18 protein-coding genes are annotated in these 20,333 nt (G+C 68.7%); 10 read left to right on the forward strand and 8 right to left on the reverse strand.

Annotated features, from left to right (window positions below; translation table 11 throughout):
- Nucleotides 1-14: 14 nt before the first annotated feature.
- The 5 genes from EV659_RS11960 to pyp form a co-directional block, all read right to left on the reverse strand.
- Nucleotides 15-506, reverse strand: a complete 492-nt coding sequence (locus tag EV659_RS11960) for a hypothetical protein (RefSeq protein WP_132709122.1) — start codon at nucleotides 504-506, stop codon at nucleotides 15-17.
- Nucleotides 503-2,041, reverse strand: a complete 1,539-nt coding sequence (locus tag EV659_RS11965; protein WP_132709148.1) for an amidohydrolase family protein — start codon at nucleotides 2,039-2,041, stop codon at nucleotides 503-505. The genes EV659_RS11960 and EV659_RS11965 overlap by 4 nt, the downstream gene beginning before the upstream one ends.
- Before the next feature lie 293 nt (nucleotides 2,042-2,334).
- Nucleotides 2,335-3,393: a DUF2336 domain-containing protein gene (locus EV659_RS11975; protein ID WP_132709123.1), complete on the reverse strand. Its 1,059-nt coding sequence runs from the start codon at nucleotides 3,391-3,393 to the stop codon at nucleotides 2,335-2,337.
- Between the two features lie 221 nt (nucleotides 3,394-3,614).
- Nucleotides 3,615-4,856, reverse strand: a complete 1,242-nt coding sequence (locus EV659_RS11980; RefSeq protein ID WP_132709124.1) for an AMP-binding protein — start codon at nucleotides 4,854-4,856, stop codon at nucleotides 3,615-3,617.
- Nucleotides 4,849-5,226 carry a photoactive yellow protein gene (gene pyp / locus EV659_RS11985; RefSeq protein ID WP_132709125.1) on the reverse strand — a complete coding sequence of 126 codons (378 nt, stop codon included), beginning with the start codon at nucleotides 5,224-5,226 and terminating at the stop codon, nucleotides 4,849-4,851. Before pyp ends, EV659_RS11980 begins: the two co-directional genes overlap by 8 nt.
- Before the next feature lie 329 nt (nucleotides 5,227-5,555).
- On the opposite strand from pyp, the gene EV659_RS11990 reads away from it, so the two are divergent.
- The 4 genes from EV659_RS11990 (at nucleotide 5,556) to EV659_RS12005 (ending at nucleotide 8,796) form a co-directional block, all read left to right on the forward strand.
- Nucleotides 5,556-5,726 (forward strand): DUF2256 domain-containing protein, encoded by a 171-nt coding sequence (locus EV659_RS11990; RefSeq protein WP_132709126.1) that lies wholly within the window; start codon nucleotides 5,556-5,558, stop codon nucleotides 5,724-5,726.
- Nucleotides 5,723-7,003, forward strand: coding sequence for an FAD-binding domain-containing protein (locus tag EV659_RS11995; RefSeq protein ID WP_132709127.1), 1,281 nt, complete (start codon nucleotides 5,723-5,725; stop codon nucleotides 7,001-7,003). Before EV659_RS11990 ends, EV659_RS11995 begins: the two co-directional genes overlap by 4 nt.
- 84 nt (nucleotides 7,004-7,087) lie before the next feature.
- Nucleotides 7,088-7,675, forward strand: coding sequence for a beta-class carbonic anhydrase (locus EV659_RS12000; RefSeq protein ID WP_132709128.1), 588 nt, complete (start codon nucleotides 7,088-7,090; stop codon nucleotides 7,673-7,675).
- Between the two features lie 101 nt (nucleotides 7,676-7,776).
- The gene (locus EV659_RS12005) at nucleotides 7,777-8,796 is read left to right on the forward strand and encodes a Gfo/Idh/MocA family protein (RefSeq protein WP_132709129.1); all 1,020 of its coding nucleotides are present in this window, start codon (nucleotides 7,777-7,779) and stop codon (nucleotides 8,794-8,796) included.
- Between the two features lie 239 nt (nucleotides 8,797-9,035).
- On the opposite strand, the gene EV659_RS12010 is transcribed toward EV659_RS12005, so the two are convergent.
- Nucleotides 9,036-11,762 carry an HAD-IC family P-type ATPase gene (locus EV659_RS12010; RefSeq protein ID WP_132709130.1) on the reverse strand — a complete coding sequence of 909 codons (2,727 nt, stop codon included), beginning with the start codon at nucleotides 11,760-11,762 and terminating at the stop codon, nucleotides 9,036-9,038.
- A gap of 588 nt (nucleotides 11,763-12,350) precedes the next feature.
- Here EV659_RS12010 and pufB point away from each other — a divergent pair.
- The 6 genes from pufB (at nucleotide 12,351) to EV659_RS12040 (ending at nucleotide 17,305) form a co-directional block, all read left to right on the forward strand.
- Complete coding sequence (pufB, locus tag EV659_RS12015; RefSeq protein WP_132709149.1) at nucleotides 12,351-12,530, forward strand: light-harvesting antenna LH1, beta subunit; 180 nt, start codon at nucleotides 12,351-12,353, stop codon at nucleotides 12,528-12,530.
- Between the two features lie 14 nt (nucleotides 12,531-12,544).
- Complete coding sequence (locus tag EV659_RS12020) at nucleotides 12,545-12,694, forward strand: light-harvesting protein (protein WP_132709131.1); 150 nt, start codon at nucleotides 12,545-12,547, stop codon at nucleotides 12,692-12,694.
- Nucleotides 12,695-12,851: 157 nt separating this feature from the next.
- Nucleotides 12,852-13,418 carry an HAD family hydrolase gene (locus EV659_RS12025; RefSeq protein ID WP_132709132.1) on the forward strand — a complete coding sequence of 189 codons (567 nt, stop codon included), beginning with the start codon at nucleotides 12,852-12,854 and terminating at the stop codon, nucleotides 13,416-13,418.
- Nucleotides 13,419-13,542: 124 nt separating this feature from the next.
- Nucleotides 13,543-15,000: a PucC family protein gene (locus EV659_RS12030; RefSeq protein WP_132709133.1), complete on the forward strand. Its 1,458-nt coding sequence runs from the start codon at nucleotides 13,543-13,545 to the stop codon at nucleotides 14,998-15,000.
- Between the two features lie 16 nt (nucleotides 15,001-15,016).
- Entirely contained in the window at nucleotides 15,017-15,517 is a 501-nt protein-coding gene (gene def, locus EV659_RS12035; RefSeq protein WP_132709134.1) for a peptide deformylase, read from the forward strand.
- A gap of 285 nt (nucleotides 15,518-15,802) precedes the next feature.
- Entirely contained in the window at nucleotides 15,803-17,305 is a 1,503-nt protein-coding gene (locus tag EV659_RS12040; RefSeq protein ID WP_132709135.1) for an acetyl-CoA hydrolase/transferase family protein, read from the forward strand.
- A 418-nt stretch (nucleotides 17,306-17,723) separates the two neighbouring features.
- Here the strand turns inward: EV659_RS12040 and adhP are convergent, their stop codons facing one another.
- The gene (adhP, locus tag EV659_RS12045) at nucleotides 17,724-18,752 is read right to left on the reverse strand and encodes an alcohol dehydrogenase AdhP (RefSeq protein ID WP_132709136.1); all 1,029 of its coding nucleotides are present in this window, start codon (nucleotides 18,750-18,752) and stop codon (nucleotides 17,724-17,726) included.
- Nucleotides 18,753-18,795: 43 nt separating this feature from the next.
- Nucleotides 18,796-20,316: an aldehyde dehydrogenase gene (gene adh / locus EV659_RS12050; RefSeq protein ID WP_132709137.1), complete on the reverse strand. Its 1,521-nt coding sequence runs from the start codon at nucleotides 20,314-20,316 to the stop codon at nucleotides 18,796-18,798.
- Nucleotides 20,317-20,333 lie beyond the last annotated feature (17 nt).

Here is a 20,333-nt window from a genome sequence, read left to right on the forward strand (position 1 = left end):
GGACGGTGTGCCGCCTAAAGGCTGCGAATACGTTCGGCGCAAACGCGCGCGACGCGTGCTTCGGTGCGCGCCACATCGTGGGTGCGGACCATCAATTCGGGCACGGACATGCCGAAACTGTCGGCCAGCCCCTCCAGGTCGCCCAGATTGTCCACCAGACCGCCGAACAGGTCACCAAGCGCCTGCCCCGGTCGCGCCGGCTCGTCATCGAGTTCGTCGAGCGTACGGTCGAGCGCCTGGCTGCGTTCGCGCAGGATCAACAGCAGGTCGCGCTCGGCGGCGCTCAAGCGGTCTTCGAGCAGCCGCCAGCGACACCGACACGCCGCCTTGCTCGGCCCGCCCTGCGCGCACAAGGCCACATAACGCGCCGCCTTGGGGTCTGCGGCCACGGTCTCGGCCCGGTCCTCGCCGGTCGCCGCCGCACCGTCGGCCGCGCCGTCGCAGGCCGCCGCCCCCATGACCGCGAGGACGAGCGCCAAGCCCTTGAAGGGCGCAGACCATCTCATCGACCTGTCTCCTCTTTTTGCGTCCGGCGCGCCGCAGCGACCATGGCCGCCACATCGGCGCGCAAGGCGACGGCGTCCCAGACCACGCCGTCGCGGATCGTCCAGCGCACGCCGCCGACCCGCTCCACCTGCCCGGTCCGGTCGTTCAACCGCCGGTGCCCGGTGCCGTAAAGCAGCTTGAAATTGGCCACCGGGTTGCCCGGCACGATCACCAGATCGGCCTTTTTGCCAACCTCCACACTGCCCAGATCGGCGGCGCGCCCGATCAATTCGGCGCCATGCAAGGTCGCCGCGCGGATCACCTCCAGGGGGTGAAAGCCGGCCTCTTGCAGCAGCTCCAACTCGCGCACGAAGCCGAAGCCGAACAGCTTGTAGATAAAGCCCGAATCGGAGCCCGCCGTGACCCGGCCGCCGGCGTTCTTATAGTCGTTCACGAAGCGCATCCAGCGGCGGAAAGTGCGCTTCCAGGCGATCTCGTCGGCGGTCGTCCAATCGAAATGATAGGAGCCGTGGAGGACGCGGTTGGGTTCGAAGAAGCGGCGCAGGCTTGGCAGGGTGTAGGTGTCGTGCCACTCGGCGGTGCGCGCGCGCATCACGTCGCGATTGGCCTCATAGATGGTGAAGGTGGGCGACAGGGTAAAGTCGAGGCGGCGCAATTCCTCGATCACCGCGCGCCACCGGGCCGAGCCGGGCCCGGCCGCCTGCGCCCACAGCCGGCCGGCCGCGCCGAAGCGGTCCTGTTCGTCGTTGTAGTTATAGTCATAAGGGTAGTCCTGCACCGTGCGGTCGGTGAACAGCGCCTCGGGCAGGCCGTACCAATGTTCCATGCTGTCGAGGCCGCAGCGCGCGCTGTCCAGCACGGTCATGCGGGTGACGCTCATCTGGGCGTGGTGGAACGCCGTGCCGAGGCCGAGCGCGCGCGCTTCGTCGATGGCCGCGCAGATGATCTCGGGCGGCGCCCCGAAGAATTTGAGCCCGTCGGCGCCGCGGGCGTGCACCGCCCGGACCCAGGCGCGCGCGTCCTCGGGGCGCTCGAACTGGTTGGGAAACGCCACATGGACCACCAGCCGCGGCGCGGTGATGGCGAGCGCGGCGCTGCGCTGGCGGTGCGCGATGGTCCAGCCGAGCCCCATGCCGGCGCCGACCTCGCGCGCGGTGGTCACGCCGTGGGCCAGCCACAGCTTGAAGATGTATTCGGGCGGCGGGATGCGGCCCACCAGCCCCTGGAGCATGTTGCCGATATGGGTGTGGGTGTCGACGAAGCCGGGCAGCACGGTCATGCCGCTGGCGTCGATATCCCGGTCGCCGGCGGCCGGGCGGCGCGCGGGGTCGATGGGCACCTGCGGCGCGCCCACCGACCGGACGGCGGCGATGCGGTCGCCCTCGACGACGATATCCACCGGCCCCACCGGCGGCGCGCCGGTGCCGTCGACCAGCGTGGCACCGCGGATCACCAGCCGGTCATAGGGCCCCGCGCCCTCGCCGTCGAGCCGGTCGGGCGCCGGGTCGGGGCGGGTGACGCCGAGCGTCGCCATGCGCGCCACCGCCTCTTCGCCCGGCTCGACCGGCGCCGGCTCGGTCGCCTGCGCATGGGCCGGCAGGCCCAGCCCCAGGGCGGCATAAAGCGACCCGAGCAGCCCCAGCACCGACGGCCGCCGCCACCGTCGCCACCCCGAGCGGCGCGCTCGGGTGACCGTCGGCGCGTGACCGCAACATAGGGCGCGGACGATGCGCGACCGAGGGGTGAAACGGACCATGATGGCGAAGCGGGACGGACGCATGAGATCTCTCCCCGTCCGCCTGTTCTGTTTCGGGTCGACCGGCCGCGCTATCCGGCGGACGGGGATGGCGCGGCGGTGAGCGCGCTGGCGATCGGAGCCCACAACTCCTTGCGCACCTTAGCTCGCTCGAACAGGGTCCGATAGACCTTGAGGTCGCCGGTTTTCAGCGACGTGCGCACCTTTCCCGGCGACAGATGCGCGCGATAGGCCAGCGCCAGGGCACAAATGGTCAGATCGCGCCGCTCGGCCGCCGCCAGGACGAATTCGTCGGAGAGCCGGCCGCCGGCACCCAGCCGCTTGATATTGTCCGCCAGGCCCTCGCGACCGCTGCGGATCAAGCGATCGACCAACTGCCCTTCCGAGACCGTGTTATAGCGCTTCTCTTTTTCGTCGAGGCTCTGGCCGCCGGAAGGCGTTTGGGTCGAGGGTGTTTGGGCGGCGGGTGGGACGCTGGCTCGGTCGTCGGCGACCTTGTCCGGTCCGGCCTCCGGCGGCTCCGCCAAGGCGGACAGCTCGGTCTGGTCGTCGGCGTCTCGGGCCGCACCGTCGACGGCCGCCCGATCGGGCGCCGGGTGGGAAGCTGCCGCCCCTTCGCCCGCCGGCGCCGGATCGGACAAGGCCAGGCCCGAGGTGCCGAACCGGGCCGACACCTCGGCATGGATGCGGTCGGTCACCGGCGCGTTGGCATTGGCAAGCAGCGACGCCACCACCCGTTCATCGCCCTTGGCCACCACCGCCAGCGCCATCTGTTCGCTGATATCGGGACGCCGCGCCACGGCGGCCAGGGCGTGCGCCTCCAGATCCTCGATCAACGCCAACCAGCGTTCTTCCGACAGCAAGGTGGTGGCTTCGATGAACGGGCCGGCGACCGCTTCGGCCGGGTCCTTGATCACCCGGTCGATGGTCCTGTCGGTCAGCTTGTCGGCTTGGCTCAGATGCCGCGCCATGATCTCGCGCACGGTGTCTTCCGGCGCGTCCACGAACCACCAGGCAAGATCCTCCAACCGTCGCCGTGCATCCACCGACAGCGCCGAGGAGGTCAGATATTGGCCCAGCAGGTCGGCCACTTCCGACTTGGTGGGCTGTCGTTCGATCGTATCGTCCACCACCTGTACCAAATCACCCTTGAGGCGCCACCGGTGACGCCGCCCTAAGCTGCCCGCCCGACTTAAACAAAGCGTTGCCCGTTCAACCGCATTTTAGCAACCCGAAACATCGGGCAAGTCGGCCCGGGCGGGCGCCAAGCGCGCTCACGACGGCGGGATGCGGCCCCGCTCGGAAGCAGACGCCGGCCGCCGAGAACGGATGCAAAGGCCGGACGGGCCGGTCAGGATGCCGGCGCGTCCCAGTCGGCCGCCTTGCCCATGGCGGTGCGCGGCAGGGCCGCGCCAATGCGGATCGTGCGCGGCCGGGCGGGTGCCGGCAGGTGCCGGGCCAAGTGATCGTGCAACGCGGCAACCAGCCGGTCGGCGTCGCCCTGCCAGCCGGCAGCCGCGACCACGAACGCCTTCAGCCCTTCGCGGCCGGGCCCGAGCGGGCGAACCGCCGCCTGTGCGACGCCCGCATGCTCCTCAAGCAGGTCGCACACATGGTCGAGCGCCACATTGACCCCGGCCACCTGGACCACGGTGTCCCGGCGCCCCTCGATGGTGAAGCGGGCATCGTCGTGCCACCGGACGCGGTCGGGCAAAGCCACCGGCGGACAATCGGACCGGTCGGCGGGCGTCACACCGTCACCCGACCGGACCCACCGCGCCATCAACCGGAACGCTGCGTCGGGGGCGTCCCGCCAAGCCAGCCCGGCGGTCTCCGTGGCCCCGTACAGTTGGATCAGCCGCTCAAGCCCCAACCCGTCCAGGCGCTCGGCCAGTGCCGGCGGACAAGGGGCCGTCGACGTTAGCCCGACGACGCCCCTGGGCAATGGCTGTCCGGCTTCGGCCAGTTGTTGCCAGATGAACGGCGTCGCCACCACCAGGTCGCCAGGCTCCAAACGCCGCGGCAGGCCCGCCGCCGGGACCCGTCGCGCGTCCCAAACGGGCACTTCGGCGCAGGCCGGCAGCAGCACGGTCCACAAGAACCCATAGATATGATGGCCCGGCACCGCAGTGACCAGGCGGGCCGGCGCGCCCAAATGCGGCTGGAACGCCGCCACCTCTCCCAACAAGTCGGCGAGCCGATGGTCGACGGGGCGCGGCGCTCCCGTGCTGCCCGAGGTGTAGAAGGTGACCGTCCGGTCGTAATGGTCGAGCGCGGCGGACGCCACGTCGACCCAGTGTCCCAACGTGCGCTGGCGCAGCAAGCGTTCCTCCTGGCCACTCTCGTCCAGGTGCAGGCGCCGGGTCAGGTCGCTGGCCGCATTGACGAGGCCGAGCGAGTCGAGCCCAGGTCCGTCACCCGACCCCGCCGCATCGGTCAGCGGCGTGTCGTCGGACCAGAAGGCCGGCAGCACCGTGCGCGCGGCGGCATCCGCCACACAGTCAGCGACCACCCGGACCAGCAAATCGCGCCGGCGCCACCACGCGACGCGCGCCGGGACCGAGGGTGCTGGGGCGTCGAGAGGATCAGACACGCTTGACGAAGATCCAGTAGCTGTCGCCGGTGATAGCGCGCTTCATGTGCACCTTCACCTTGGTCGGCTGCATCTGATAGTCGAAGACATATTCGAACATCGCGTTCAGGTCGCCATTGGCCACCCCCTCGCGGAACCGGCCGCCGAATTCCTCGGTGTCGGTGCACGGCGCAATGTCCTTGAAGAAGTTCTTGCCGATCACGTCTTGGGGACTGCGGCCGGTTAGTTCGCCCTCGGCCGCGTTATAGGCCAGGATCGTGCCGGTCTCGTCCAGTTGAATGGCGCCAAAAGCCAGGTCGTCGATCTGCGCGTCGCCCATATCCGCCATGGCGTTCTCGATGTCGTCCTGGCCGAATTTGATCATTTCCATAGCAAGTCTCCCGTGACGGTTATGATAGGCGGACGATTCCATCGCCACGCCCAGACATAGATATCGGCGCCCTTTATACAATACAGATAAATGAACCCGGTGCGCACACGGCGCCTCGTTTGGGGGAACCGGCGCAAGAGGTCAACGGTTCGTCGTGTCGCTGCGGTGGGCCGTCAACGTCCGCCGCCGCCCTGTGCTGCAGCGCTGTCGGCCTCCCTCGCCTGCCGGTCGGCCACATTGTCGCATCGCGCCAGCGAGTGCAACTGGGGCAGATCCGGGGCCCCGGTTGGCACGAACCGGATACCATGTGGTCACATCGAAACCCCGTCATGCGCAAAAAGGCCGACCTGCCCCAAAAACAATGCGCCGAATGCAACCGCCCCTTCACCTGGCGCAAGAAGTGGGCCCGGGATTGGGAGCGCGTGCGCTATTGCTCGGAACGCTGCCGGCGCAGCGCCCGGCAGGCTCGCACCGCCGCCAAGGAACCGCCGCCATCATGATTGAAGCCTCCCGCGTCGAAGCGGTCGCGCCAGCGCACGCCGATTCACCCCAGACGCCAGCGGCGACCCGCGCCGCTGGCCTGGCCCGGCTCGACGCCTTCGCGCCCCGGGCCGGGCGGATCTATGCGGCCGACCGCAACACCGATTACGGTCCCGATGCCGACGACAGCGTCTCGCACCTGAGCCCCTATCTGCGCCATCGCCTGGTTCTGGAGCCCGAGGCGATCGCCGCCGCCCTGTCCCGGCATAGCGTCAATGCGGCGGAAAAGTTCGTCCAGGAGGTGGTCTGGCGCGGCTATTTCAAAGGCTGGCTGGAACAGCGCCCGTCTGTGTGGAGCGACTATCGCCGGCGCGTGCGCGCGGATCTGGCCCGGCTCGACGCCGACAGCGCCTTGGACGCACGTTATCGCGCGGCGGTCGAGGGCCGCACCGGGATCGCCTGCTTCGACGCCTGGGCGACCGAATTGGCGGCGACCGGCTATCTGCACAATCACGCGCGCATGTGGACGGCGTCGATCTGGCTGTTCACCTTGGGGCTGCCATGGTCGCTCGGCGCCGACTGGTTCTATCGCCATCTGCTCGACGGCGACCCGGCGTCGAACACGCTCAGTTGGCGCTGGGTCGCCGGCCTGCACACCCGCGGCAAGACCTATCTGGCGCGCGCCGATAACATTGCCCGGTTCACCAACGGCCGCTTTCAGCCCACCCCCGACAGCCTGGCCAGCGACGCCCCGGCGCTCGACGAGCCGGCCCCGCCGCCGGCCGCCATGCCGGCCGCCCCCGCGCCGCTGCCCTCGGACGGTGCGCCGGTGGGCCTGTTGCTCACCGAAGAGGACGGCCACGCCGAAAGTCTGGGGCTCGATGGCGCCACCGTCGCGGGCGTCGCAACGCTGAGCGCGGCCGAGCACCGCTCGCCGCTCGCCGTATCGGCAGCGGTGGTCGGCTTCACCGGCGACGCGGTGGCCGATGCCGCCGCGCGCGCCGCCGCCCATTGGAACGTGACGGCAGAGACCTTGCCCGCCGGCGTCCAATGGGGCGACGCACTGGCTGCGTGGGCGCAGCGCCTGGGCGTGACGCGGATCGTCACCGCCGAGCTCCCCCAGGGGCCGGCGCGCGAGGCGCTCGACACCGCGCAACCGACGCTCGACACCGCCGGACTAGCGCTTTATCGCATCCGTCGCCCCTATGATGCGGCGATCTGGCCCCATGCCACCGCGGGCTTCTTCAAGGTCAAGAAGCGGATCCCGAAGCTCCTGTCCGAGCTTAGCCTGGCTTAACGGCGGCTTAGAAAAACCCGTTGGCGACGACCGGGCGGCAATCCGATATGCGCCGGGTGCCCACTAGCCAAAGGAGTAGCGCCGATGAGCGCCACCACCGACGCCGTGCTCGCCGCCAATGCCGCCTATGCCGCCGATTTCGGCGCCAAGGGCGACCTGCCGCTGCCGCCCGGCCGCGGCTTTCTGATCCTCACCTGCATGGACGCCCGGCTCGATCCGGCGCGCTTCGCCGGCCTTGCCGAGGGCGACGCCCATGTGGTGCGCAACGCCGGCGGTCGCGCCACCGACGACGCCATCCGCTCGCTGGTCATCTCGCACAAGCTGCTCGGCACCCGCGAATGGTTCGTCATCCACCATACCGACTGCGGCATGGAGTATTTCACCGACCAGCAGATGGCCGACCTGCTCGCCGGCAGCCTGGACACCGCCGAGCTGACCGACGCCGGCTTTCGCAATACTGCCGAGACCGGCGGCTCGGCCGAGGGGCGCTATCTGCGTTGGCACACCATCGCCGACCAGGCGCAAAGCGTGGTCGACGATGTGGCGCGTATCCGCGCCCACCCGCTGGTCAACCCGGCGATCCCGATCCACGGCTATATCTACGACGTCAAGACCGGCCGGCTGGTCGACGTGCCGGCCGCCCACCGGGCAGGAGCCCCGCGCGGCGGCTGAGCGCCGCGCCCCTTTCATCGGCGCCGCACCGGACCATATGCCAAGGCATGGGATCGGCACGCCGTGCCGGCCCATCCGCCCGCCATCAAGGAGACCAAGTCATGACCAGCCTGGGATTCGGCATCGTCGGCACCGGCTTCATCGCCGGGGTCATCGCCGAGGCGCTCAGCCAGGCCCAGGGCGCCCATCTGGCTGCGGTGTCGAGCCGCGACGGCGCCCGCGCCCGCGCCTTCGCCGACCACCATGGCGGCAACGCAGCCGCGGTCGAGGGCCACCAGGCGCTGCTGGCGCGCGACGATGTGGCCGCCGTCTATGTGGCGGTGCCGACCGTCGCCAAGGAAGAGATCGCGCTCGCCGCCATCGCCGCCGGGCGCCATGTGCTGGTCGACAAGCCGTTTCTGAACGAGGCCAGCGCCCGGCGCATGATCGACGCGGCGCACGCCGCCGGCGTCTTGTTCATGGACGCCACCCACTTCACCCACCATCCGCGCACCCACGCCCTGCGCGCCGCCCTGGCCACCACCATCGCCACGCCGCGCTCGCTGCACACCGCGTTCTATTTTCCGTTTTCCGACAAGACCAATATCCGCCTCAACCCGGACCAGGAACCGACCGGCGCGGTGGGCGACATGGCTTGGTATTCCCTGCGCGCGGCGGTCGAGTATCTGGCCCCCCAAGGCGCACCGCAGACCGTCCAGGCGCTGGCCGAGCGCGACCCGGACACCGGCGGCGTGGTGCGCGCCACCGGGCTGATCGGTTTCGCCGATGGCACCAGCACCACCTTCGACGTGGGCTACACCGCCGACACCCTGGCCATGGACCTGCATCTGATCGGCACCACGGGCATCGTCATCATGGACGACTTCGTGCTCGATTGGGCCAACAGCTTCCCGTTCAAGAATACCGGGCTCAAGGCCGGCTATGTGCACCGCCATGGCATGGCCAGCCACGCCGACGCCCGCTTCATAGAGGTGGCGTCCGACACGCCGCAGCAGGTGCTGATGGTCGACCGCTTCGCCGATCTGGCGCGCACCGGCAGCGCCGACGACCGCGCCCGCGCGGCCGCCCCAACCCTGGCCACGCAAGCCTTGCTGGACGCGGTCTGGGCCGCGATCCCCTGATCGCCGCTGCCGGGGCATCGGTTTGCCCTCAGAGATGTCCGAGCGCGTCGGGCAGCGCCGTGTCACCCCGAAAGCACTGGGACCACGGACGCGGCTCACCGGCGGCGCCGCGCCCGGCCGTGGGCGCCCTGGACATCAAAGACATAAGCGTCGGCCGCGCGGTCCGGGTCGGGCGCGTTGGTCCACAGCCGCGCCAGCGCAGCGCCCGCTGCGGCCGGCGGCGCAGGCGCCCGGCGGGATCAATGCCGACGCTCGACAGCTCGAACGACGCGCTTCTCGGCCTCCAGGGTCAGCAGCAGCACCACTCCAACGGCGACCACCTGAAAGCCTTCACCGATGCTCAGCGGCCGGGTGTCGAAGAACGCCTCCATGAACGGCGCATAGGTGAACAGGAACTGCAACGCGGTGACAGCGGTGATGGCGATCAACACCGGCCCGGTGCCGAGCACGCCGCGCAGGGTGATCGACGGGCTGGTCAGATAGCGTACCGAAAACAGATAGAATATCTCCATCACCACCAGGGTGTTGACGGCGACGGTGCGGGCCTCCTCCAGGCTCGCCCCCTGGGCCTCGGCCAGGGCGAACTTGGCGAAGATGCCCAACGAGAACAGCACCGATACGAAGCTGACCCGCCAGAGCACGAAGCGCGACAGGATCGGCTCGCGCGCGCCGCGCGGCGGCCGGGCCATGATGTCACGCTCGGCCGGCTCGAACGCCAGGGTCATCGCCAGCACCACCGACGAGACCATGTTCACCCACAGGATCTGCACCGGCGTGATCGGCAGGGTCAGGCCCAGCAGGATCGCAGCGATCAGGCTCAGCGACTCGCCGCCATTGACCGGCAACAGAAACACGATCGATTTCTTGAGATTGTCGTAGACCGTGCGCCCGGCCTTCACCGCCGCGGCGATGGTGGCGAAGTTGTCGTCCGCCAGCACCATTTCGGCGGCTTCCTTGGCCGCCTCGGTGCCCTTGCGGCCCATGGCGATGCCGATATCGGCGCGCTTGAGCGCCGGCGCGTCGTTAACGCCGTCGCCGGTCATGGCCACGACCTCACCGGCTGCCTGCAACGCCTGGACCAGGCGCAGCTTGTGTTCGGGGCTGGTGCGCGCGAACACATCGACGGCGGCGACCCGGGCCCCCAGCGTGGCGTCGTCCATGGCATCGATGTCGGCGCCCCGGATCACCTCGGCGGGGTTCTCAAGCCCCAATTGCCGGGCGATGGCGGCGGCGGTGCCGGCATGGTCGCCGGTGATCATCTTGACCCGGATGCCGGCCGAGCGACACTGAGCGACCGCCGTCACCGCCTCGGCCCGCGGCGGGTCGATCAGACCGACCAGACCCAACAACACCAATGCGCCGTCCACATGATCGCCGTTCAAGCCGTGCTCGGCCTCGGGCGCCGCCGCCGAGGCGATGGCCAGCACCCGCTGGCCCTGCCGGGCCAGCGTCTGCGCCCGGTCTTGCCAATAGTCCGGATCGAGCGCCACCGGATTGCCGGCTTCGTCATGTTGCCAGCGGCTCATGGCCAACACCTGTTCCGGTGCCCCTTTCACATAGACCCGGTCGGCGGCGCCATCGTCCGACCGATGACGGCTGGCCATGTAGCGGTGCCGGGCGTCGAACGGCACGGTGCCGACCCGGCGCCGCCATGCGCGCTCGGCGAGAGCATCCAGGCCCAGCTTGCCGGCCATGGCGACCAACGCCCCCTCCATGGGGTCGCCGGCCACATGCCATTCGTCCTCGTGGTCCTGCATCAACTCGGCGTCGTTGCACAGCAACGCCGCGCGGCCGAGTTCGATCAACAGCGGATAATCGGCCGGCTCGACCGGCCAGTGGTCGAGCGACACCTGCCCCACCGGCGTGTAGCCCGAGCCCGACAGGGTGAACAGCCGCTCGGCGGTCGCCACCGCGCCGACGGTCATCTCGTTGCGGGTCAACGTGCCGGTCTTGTCCGAACAGATCACCGACACCGAGCCCAGCGCCTCGATCGCCGGCAGCCGGCGCACGATGGCGTGGCGGCGCGCCATGCCCTGAACGCCGATGGCCAGGGTCACGGTCAGGATCGCCGGCAGGCCCTCGGGGATCGCCGCCACCGACAGGCCGACCACGGTCATGAACAGATCGTCGAACGCGGCATCGCCAAGCGCCACGCCAACCCCCAGGATCGCCGCGCTGACGCACAGAATGAACAAGGTCAGCCAGCGCGCAAACACGTCCATCTGGCGCAACAGCGGCGTGGTGGTCTGTTCGACGGTGGCGATCAGGCCGCTGATCCGGCCGATCTCGGTCTGCGCGCCGGTGGCGACCACCACGCCGCGGCCCTGGCCCGCCGACACCATGGTGCCGCTGAACGCCATGCAGCGCCGGTCGCCAAGCGCCACCTCGGCCGCCACCGGCGCGGTGGTCTTGTCGACCGCCACCGACTCGCCGGTCAGCACCGCCTCGTCCACCTTCAGCCCGGACACCTCCAACAGCCGCAGGTCGGCCGGCACCCGGTCGCCCGCGTCGAGCAACACGATATCACCGGGCACCAGCGCCTCGCCCGCAACGCTCTGGCGGCGACCGTCGCGCAGCACGGTGGCGCGCGGCGCGAGCATGTCGCGAATGGCGGCCAGGGCGCGCTCGGCCTTGCCCTCCTGAACGAAGCCGATGGCCGCATTGACCAACACCACCGCCAGAATGACCCCGGTGTCGACCCAATGGTCGAGCGCCGCCGTGGTCGCCGCGGCGGCCAACAGCACATAGATCAAAACATTGTGAAACTGGCTCAGAAAGCGCAGCACCGGCCCGCGCCGGCGGGCTTCGGGCAGCCGGTTGGGGCCGTGACGGTCGAGCCGGGCGGCGACGGTTTCCGCCCCCAGGCCGAGGGGGTCGCTGTCGGTGGCGGTCAGAACGTCCTCGGCCGGGCGGGCGTGCCAGGTGATGCGCACCGATGCATCGGCAGAACCATGATCGCGAGGCATGCGCAGCCGCTCATTCCCGTGATAACCAGCGGCGATTCTACCGGCGCCGCGGCCCACGGATCAATCGATTAAAAGTCGCAAGCCCCCTTGAAATTGGTAAAAATCCACCAATTCCGACGGACCACAACGGCGGCGCAGCATGGCGCCCGTGACCTATGGCGAGACATCGTTCAACGATCCCTCGGCGCGACACCATCGATCACCATCTGTCTTGAGCCGCCGCGCCGGTGTTGCCGACACCGCCGCCGATGACGCCAACAGCCCGGCGCCAACCATCGCCCGAGCGCGGCATTCCGCATCGCGCGAGAGTAAGGGGCCGCGACGCCCGACAGTGCCAGCGCCTCTTTGAAGCGGCCGCACAGGCCCCGGTCCGAGCCGACGACGGTCGCCGCCGGGCGCCCGGCGACGGCTCATGAGCGCAAAAATCGCAGAATTCCGGGCTTTGACGCCAGATACTTACTGTAAATTTGAATTGACAGGCTAGAGCGACAACTACACTTGACACCTTGGTTCTAAGGGACGAAACTGACTTTGCTTCGGGCGCACCTGCTCGAAGTCGTATAAGTTCGGAGAGGAGAAAAAATGGCCATGGCCCAAGAAAGACGGACCACGGATCTGGACGATCCGGATCGCGTTTGGCCCACCGGACTGACGATCAAGGAATCGGAAGAACTGCACAAGCACATCATTGATGGCACTCGTGTGTTCTTCGTGATCGCCGTGATCGCCCACGTCCTGGCGTACATCTACACGCCCTGGGGCGGTTGATAGGAGAGTATCCCATGAATAACGGCAAAATCTGGTGCGTCGTTAAGCCTTCGGTTGGCCTGCCGCTGTTTTTTGGCGCCGTCGCTGTGACTGCTCTGATCGTGCATGCCGCGATCCTGAGCAATACCGACTGGTTCCCGGCCTACTTCCAAGGCGGTATGTGAGACTGGGACCACGGGTCCCTTCTCACGGATAAAAGCGATTAGGGGTTGGGGCACTTGTCCCAATCCCTCCTTGATAGTAGGCAAAGGCGACAAACACGGTCGGCTTGGACCACGCCCGGCGTGGTAACAACGAAACTGGTCGCGAAGGAGAGCCGTCATGAAACCGGTCACGACAGCCAAAGTGCGGATGTATCGCACGGAGAGTGAAGCCCAAACGGCCGTAACCAACCTCAAGCAGGCGGGTTTCACCGATGTGAAGCATTTTGCTGGGCCCAAACTGTCCGGCAAGGAAGAAAAGACCGTTCATGAAGCCATCGAAGACGGTTTTCTGCCCAACGCGCGGCCGTTGCTGTTCCAACAAATGCTGGAACAAGGGCGGTCGCTGGTGGGCGTGCGGGCCCTGTTCGGCCAGGCCGCGAAAGTGGCCAAGATCCTGGACGCCGCCGGCCCGGTAGACACCGAGTTGTTGCCCACGGGCGCGAATCCGGATCCGACGCCGCTGTCGACGTTCCTCGGCATGCCGGTGCTGTGGCACTACAAGACCCGGACGGAAGTCACCGACAAGCCGATTTCGTCGATGCTCGGCCTGCCGCTTCTGGCGCCGCGCAAGCCCGGCTGGGACAAGAGTTTCGGTATGCCCGTGCTGACCGACAAGAAGACGCCGCTGTCGTCGGCCCTGGGCATGAATATGCTGATCCAACCGGGTCCGAAGCGGAACAAGTAAACAGCAAGACGATCCAAGTCGGGGCGCACAAGCGCCCCGCTTGCGTTTGGGCCTTGGTTCACCGGCCGCGCGCACGACCCGGAAGGTCCGACGCCCCAGTATCCTTGCAGCCACGAGACTGGACATGAAACCTTTCCGGCAACGGCTCATTTCCACCTGGGCCTCTCTCGGGCCGGGGTATCTGCCCTTTGCGGACGTCACCACCCCCGATCTGTCGCTCGGCCGCTTGTTGCGGCTGTCTCTGTTTCAAGTCACCGTCGGCATGACCCTGGTGCTGCTCGTCGGCACGCTCAATCGGGTGATGATCGTCGAATGCGGCGTCCCGGCTTCGCTGGTCGCCTTCATGGTCGCGCTGCCGGTGCTGTTCGCGCCGTTCCGGGCGCTGATCGGCTACCGTTCCGATACCCACCGCTGCGAACTCGGCTGGCGCCGGGTGCCGTTTATCTGGAAGGGCACGCTGTGGCAGTTCGGCGGCTTCGCGATCATGCCGTTCGCCATCCTGGTGCTGGCCGGCAAGGGCCAGGCGGATACCGCGCCGGTGTGGATCGGCCAATCGTCGGCCGCCCTTGCGTTTTTGATGGTCGGCGCCGGGGCGCACACGGTCCAGACCGCCGGTCTCGCCCTCGCCACCGATCTGACGCCGTCTGAGTCGCACCCCAAGGTGGTCGGCCTGATGTACGTCATGCTGCTGTTGGGCATGATGGCCAGCGCGCTGATCTTCGGGGCGGCATTGGCGGACTTCTCGCCCGGCCGGCTGGTCCAGGTGATCCAGGGGGCGGCCGTGGTCACGGTGACCCTCAACGCCATCGCCATGTGGAAGCAGGAAACCCGCCGGCCGCCGCGCGGCGCCGCCGCCCCGGCGGCCGACCCCAGCTTTGCCGAGTCGTGGGCGCAATTCTGCACCGGCGAGGACACGGTGCGCCGGCTGGTGATCGTCGGGCTCGGCACCATGGCGTTCGCCATGGCCGACGTGCTGTTGGAGCCGTTCGGCGGCCAGGTGCTGGGCTGGAGCGTCAGCGCCACCACCCGGTTGACCGCCCTGTTCGCGTTCGGCGGCGTGGTCGGGTTCTGGACCGCCTCGGTGCTGCTCGGGCGCGGCGGCGACGCCTATCGGCTGACCCGCAATGCCGCCCTGGTCGGCCTGCCGGCGTTCGCGCTGGTCATCCTGGCCGCCCCCTATGGCCTGTCGAGCGCCTTCCTGGTCGGCAACTTCCTGATCGGCTTTGGCGCCGCCCTGTTCGGCCACGCCACGCTGACCGCCACCATGACCCGCGCGCCGGCCGGCCAGGCGGGCCTGGCGCTCGGCGCCTGGGGGGCCGTGCAGGCGACCGCCGCCGGCGTCGCCATGGCGCTGAGCGGGGCGCTGCGCGACATTGTCAACGCCAGCGTCCACGCCGCCGGCACCTTGCAAGGCATGGCCGCCGACGCCGCCGGTTATGTGACCGTCTATGCGATCGAAATCGTGCTGCTGCTGGTCACGGTGGCGGCCACGGTGCCGCTGATCCGGCGCACCGCCGGGCGGCGCCTGGCGACGGCGCCGGAACCCTTGTCGGCAGGCGAACCGGCCGACCGGTTGGGCTGAGCGAGGAACCAACGCCATGGACGGCTTCACCATCCTTGAATATCCCGACGAGCGGCTGCGCCAGCCCTCGGCGCCGGTGACCGCGTTCGACGACGCCTCGCTCGACCGGCTGATCGCCGCCTTGCAGGGGATCATGACCGAGGCCGGGGCCCTGGGCATGTCGGCGCCGCAGGTGGGCGACCACCGCCAGGTGCTGGTGATCGACCCGGCCGGCGACGGCAGCGACATCCAGGTCTATGTGAACCCGGAAGTGCTGTCCAAGGGCGGGCTCGGCTTCGTGGAAGAGAGTTGCCTGTCGGTCCCCGGTGTGACCGGCAGCGTGATGCGTGCCATGGGCGTCAAGGTGCGCGCCCGCGACCGCGCCGGCGAGCTGTTCGAGCGCGACCTGGAGGGCATGGCGGCGGTGTGCCTGCAGCATGAGATGGACCATCTGGCGGGCAAGTTGTTCATCGACCGGCTGCCGCCGTGGCGGCGCTGGCGCCTGCGCGCCCAAGCCCGCCGCCGCGCCGCCGCCTGAGCTCCCGCGCCCACGGACTGGGCAAGCAGCGAGGAACCGCCTCGCCCTCAACACCGCAGACCCGGCCGACATACGCCTATTGTCGGGCTGTTCCCGTCGCGATAGCCCGTTAGGGTGCCACGCCGACCGCCAAGAGAGCGACACGCATCGGCAGAAGCGGCCGGGCATCGGCCGAGTTCCCGGCGCCTCGTCTTTTGACGATCATTGGCACGAACAGTGGTATGAAGCTGCGCCCAGCGCCCGTCTTTTGTCTCGGGTGCCGCGGCGCTACAGGGAGAGTATGGCATGGTGGCTGAACGCGTTCGGTGTCGGGGGCTTCAGGATCGTATTTGCAGCGCCGACGCGGCGGCGAGCCTGATCAAGGACGGCATGACCTTGGGCATGAGCGGCTTCACCCGCGCGGGCGAGGCCAAGGCGGTGCCCATGGCGCTGGCCGAGCGCGCGCGCACCGAGCCGCTGAAGATCACCCTGATGACCGGTGCCTCGCTCGGCAACGATCTGGACAAGACGCTGGCCGAAGCGCATGTGCTGGCGCGGCGCATGCCGTTCCAGGCCGCCCCCTATCTGCGCAACGCCATCAACAAGGGCGAGGTGATGTTCATCGACCACCACCTGTCCGAGACGGTCGAGCATCTGCGCACCCGCCAACTGGGCCCGGTGGATATCGCGGTGATCGAGGCGGTGGCGATCACCGAACAGGGCGGCATCGTGCCGACCACCTCGGTGGGCAATTCGGCCAGCTTCGCAATCCTGGCCGACAAGGTGATCGTCGAGATCAACCTGTCGCAGCCGCAAGCGCTCGAAGGGCTGCACGACATCTACATCCCGACCCGCCGGCCGGCGCGCGAGCCGATCCCGGTGGTCGCGCCCGAAAGCCGCATCGGCCTGCCTTATATCCCCATCGACCCGGACAAGATCGCCGCCATCGTGCTGACCGAGAAGCACGACAGCTCGTCGACCGTGCTGCCGCCCGACGCCGACACCCGCGCGATCGCCGGCCATCTGGCCGAATTCATGGGCCATGAAGTCCGCCACGGCCGCCTGCCCGAGACGCTGCAACCCTTCCAGGTCGGCATCGGCACCATCGCCAACGCGGTCATGACCGGCTTCATCGACACGCCGTTTCATAACCTGACCATGTATTCCGAGGTGTTGCAGGATTCGACCTTCGACCTGTTCGACGCCGGCAAGCTCGACTTCGCGTCCGGCTCCTCGATCACCCTGTCGGCCGCGCGCTATCAAGAGGTGCTGCCCAAGCTGCCCGACTACAAGTCGCGCCTGGTGCTGCGCCCGCAGGAAATCTCCAACCACCCCGAAGTGATCCGGCGGCTGGGCATCATCTGCGTCAACACCGCCCTCGAATTCGACATCTACGGCAATGTGAACTCGACCCATGTGGGCGGCACCAAGATGATGAACGGCATCGGCGGTTCGGGCGATTTCGCGCGCAACGGCTTCATGTCGATCTTCGTCACCAAGTCGATCGCCAAGGGCGGCAATATCTCCAGCGTGGTGCCCATGGTCTCGCATGTGGACCATACCGAACACGATGTGGACATTCTGGTCACCGAACAGGGCTTGGCCGACCTGCGCGGCCTGGCCCCGCGCGAGCGCGCCGAGACGATCCTGGCCCGGTGCGTGCACCCGAGCTATCGCGACGCCATGGCCGATTACATGGCCCGGGCCACGGCGCGCGGCGGCCACACCCCCCATGTGATCGAAGAGGCGCTGAGCTGGCACGCCCGCCTGCGCGAGACCGGCCACATGCTCGACGGCGCCGCAGCTTAAGCGGCGCAGGCCCGGCACAGGTTAAGCGGCGCGGAAGACGCCGCGCGGCCAGCGACGCAGTCGGCGACAGGGATCGCCCGACACTTGGCCGGCGCCGTCTTCCCCCCCCCCCGTGTCCCCGGCGCCCCTGAGTCCGCCGGCGCCGCTTTACTCGCGGCGGCACCGTGCGCACCGCGCGACCGTGCGCGCCGCTTTACCCGCTGCACCACTGGGGACCCGGCGCACCGTGCCCCACCGTGCCCGCCGCGCTACCGTGCCCGCCGCTTGCCCGCTTTCCGCTGCCGACCGCTGCGTGGCGTTCGCGTCGGTCGTGCGGCCCGTCGCATCGATCTGGCCGCCCGGCGCGCGCCCCAGCCGGGTGTCACGACAGGCGCGCCCCACGCCGCGCCGTGGCGCGGCTGGGCGTGCTCGCGGCAGGTCAGGCGGCCAGGTCGAGCACCACGCGGCCCTCGATATCGCCCTTGTGCAGGCGTGCGAACACGTCATTGACTTGATCGAGCGACGCGGTCGTGGTAGTCGCCTTGACCAGCCCGTCGCCGGCAAAGGCCAGCGCTTCGGCCAGGTCGAGCCGGGTGCCGACGATCGAGCCGCGCACGGTGATGCCGCGCAGCACCATGTCGAAGATCGGCAGCGGAAAGTCGCCCGGCGGCAAGCCGTTGAGTGCCACCGTGCCGCCGCGGCGCACGGTGCCCAGGGCTTGTTCGAACGCCTTGGGCGACACCGCGGTGACCAGCGCCCCGTGCGCGCCGCCGATCTGGGCTTGCAGAAACGCCGCCGGGTCGGTGCGGGTGGCGTTGACGGTGACCGCAGCCCCCAGCCGTTCGGCCAAGCGCAGTTTGTCGTCGTCGATATCGACGGCGGCCACGCGCAGGCCCATGGCGCGGGCGTATTGAACCGCCATGTGGCCAAGCCCGCCGATGCCCGAGATCACCACCCAGTCGCCGGGCTTGGTTTCGGTGGTCTTGAGGCCCTTATAGACGGTGACCCCGGCACACAACACCGGCGCAATGTCCACGAACGGCAGATTGGCCGGCAGGTGACCCACATAGTCGGGGTCGGCCAGCGCATAGTCGGCGAAGCCGCCATTGACCGAATAGCCGGTGTTGCTTTGCGATTCGCACAAGGTTTCCCAGCCGCCGAGGCAATGCTCGCAATGGCCGCAGGCGGAATAGAGCCACGGCACGCCGACCCGGTCGCCCTCCTTCACCGTGGTGACGCCCGGGCCGACGCCGGAGACGAAACCGACGCCCTCATGGCCCGGAATGAACGGCGGTTCGGGCTTCACCGGCCAGTCGCCATGGGCGGCGTGCAAGTCGGTGTGGCAGACGCCGCAGGCCTCGATCTTGACCTGGATCTGGCCCGGCCCGGGCTCGGGGATCGGCGCTTCTTCGATCGCCAGCGGGGCGCCGAACTGGCGCACCACGGCCGCTCTCATGGTCTTCGACATTGTTCCGGTTCTCCCCAAAGGTTCGCGGTATCGCCCCGCAGGCCTAGAAAAAGCCCAATTTCTGCGGGTTGTAGCTGACCAGCATATTCTTGGTCTGTTGGTACTGGGACAGCATCATCTTGTGGTTCTCGCGCCCGACGCCCGACTGCTTGTAGCCGCCAAAGGCGGCGTGGGCGGGATAGGCGTGATAACAGTTGGTCCACACCCGGCCGGCCTCGATGGCGCGGCCGAAGCGGTAACAGGTGGTGATGTCGCGGCTCCACACCCCGGCGCCGAGGCCGTAGAGGGTGTCGTTGGCGATGGCGAGCGCCTCGTCATGGTCCTTGAAGGTGGTCACCGCGACCACCGGGCCGAAGATCTCCTCCTGGAACACGCGCATCTTGTTGTGGCCGTGCAGCACCGTGGGCTGGACGTAGAAGCCGTCGGCCAGGTCGCCGCCGAGGGTGGCCGCGCCGCCGCCCACCAGCACCTCGGCGCCCTCGGCGCGGCCGATATCGATATAGGACAGGATCTTGTCGCGCTGCTCGGCCGAGGCCTGGGCACCGATCATGGTGCTGGGCAACAGCGGATTGTCCTGTTTTAAGGCGCGCACCCGGTCGAGCGCGCGCTCCATGAACCGGTCGTAGATGCTCTCATGGATCAGCGCGCGCGACGGGCAGGTACACACCTCGCCCTGGTTGAGCGCGAACATGACGAAGCCTTCGATGGCCTTGTCGAAATAGTCGTCGTCGGCGCGCGCCACGTCCTCGAAGAAGATGTTCGGCGACTTGCCGCCCAACTCCAGGGTGACCGGGATCAGGTTTTCCGACGCATATTGCATGATCAGCCGGCCGGTGCCGGTCTCGCCGGTGAACGCCACCTTGGCGATGCGCGGGCTCGACGCCAGCGGCTTGCCGGCTTCAAGGCCGAAACCGTTGACGATATTGAGCACGCCGGGCGGCAACAGGTCGCCGACGATCTCGGCCCAGATCAGGATCGACGCCGGGGTCTGCTCGGCCGGCTTGAGCACGATGCAGTTGCCGCCAGCGAGCGCCGGCGCCAGCTTCCACGCCGCCATCAAAAGCGGGAAGTTCCACGGGATAATCTGCGCGACCACGCCGAGCGGTTCCTGGAAGTGATAGGCCACCGTGTCGGCGTCGATCTGGCTGATCGAGCCTTCCTCGGCGCGGATACAGCCGGCGAAATAGCGGAAATGGTCGATCGCCAGCGGCACGTCGGCGGCCGTGGTCTCGCGGATCGGCTTGCCATTGTCCCAGCTTTCGGCGACCGCCAGCCGGTCGAGATGCTCTTCCATCCGGTCGGCGATGCGGTTGAGGATCAGCGCGCGCTCGGCGGCACTGGTGCGGCCCCAGGCGTCCTTGGCGGCGTGGGCAGCGTCGAGCGCGGCCTCGATGTCGGCGGCGTCCGAGCGCGCCACCTGGCACACCGGCCGGCCGGTCACCGGCGAGATATTGTCGAAATACCGACCGGCCTGGGGGGCGGCCCACTGGCCGTTGACGAAATTATCGTAGCGCGCGGCGAACGGGATTTCGGGCGCGGCACTCAAAGCTTCGGGGGCATTCATGATCGGTGTCTCCTTCT

The organism is Rhodothalassium salexigens DSM 2132 (assembly GCF_004341375.1).
GTDB classification, from domain to species: Bacteria; Pseudomonadota; Alphaproteobacteria; order Sphingomonadales; family Rhodothalassiaceae; genus Rhodothalassium; species Rhodothalassium salexigens.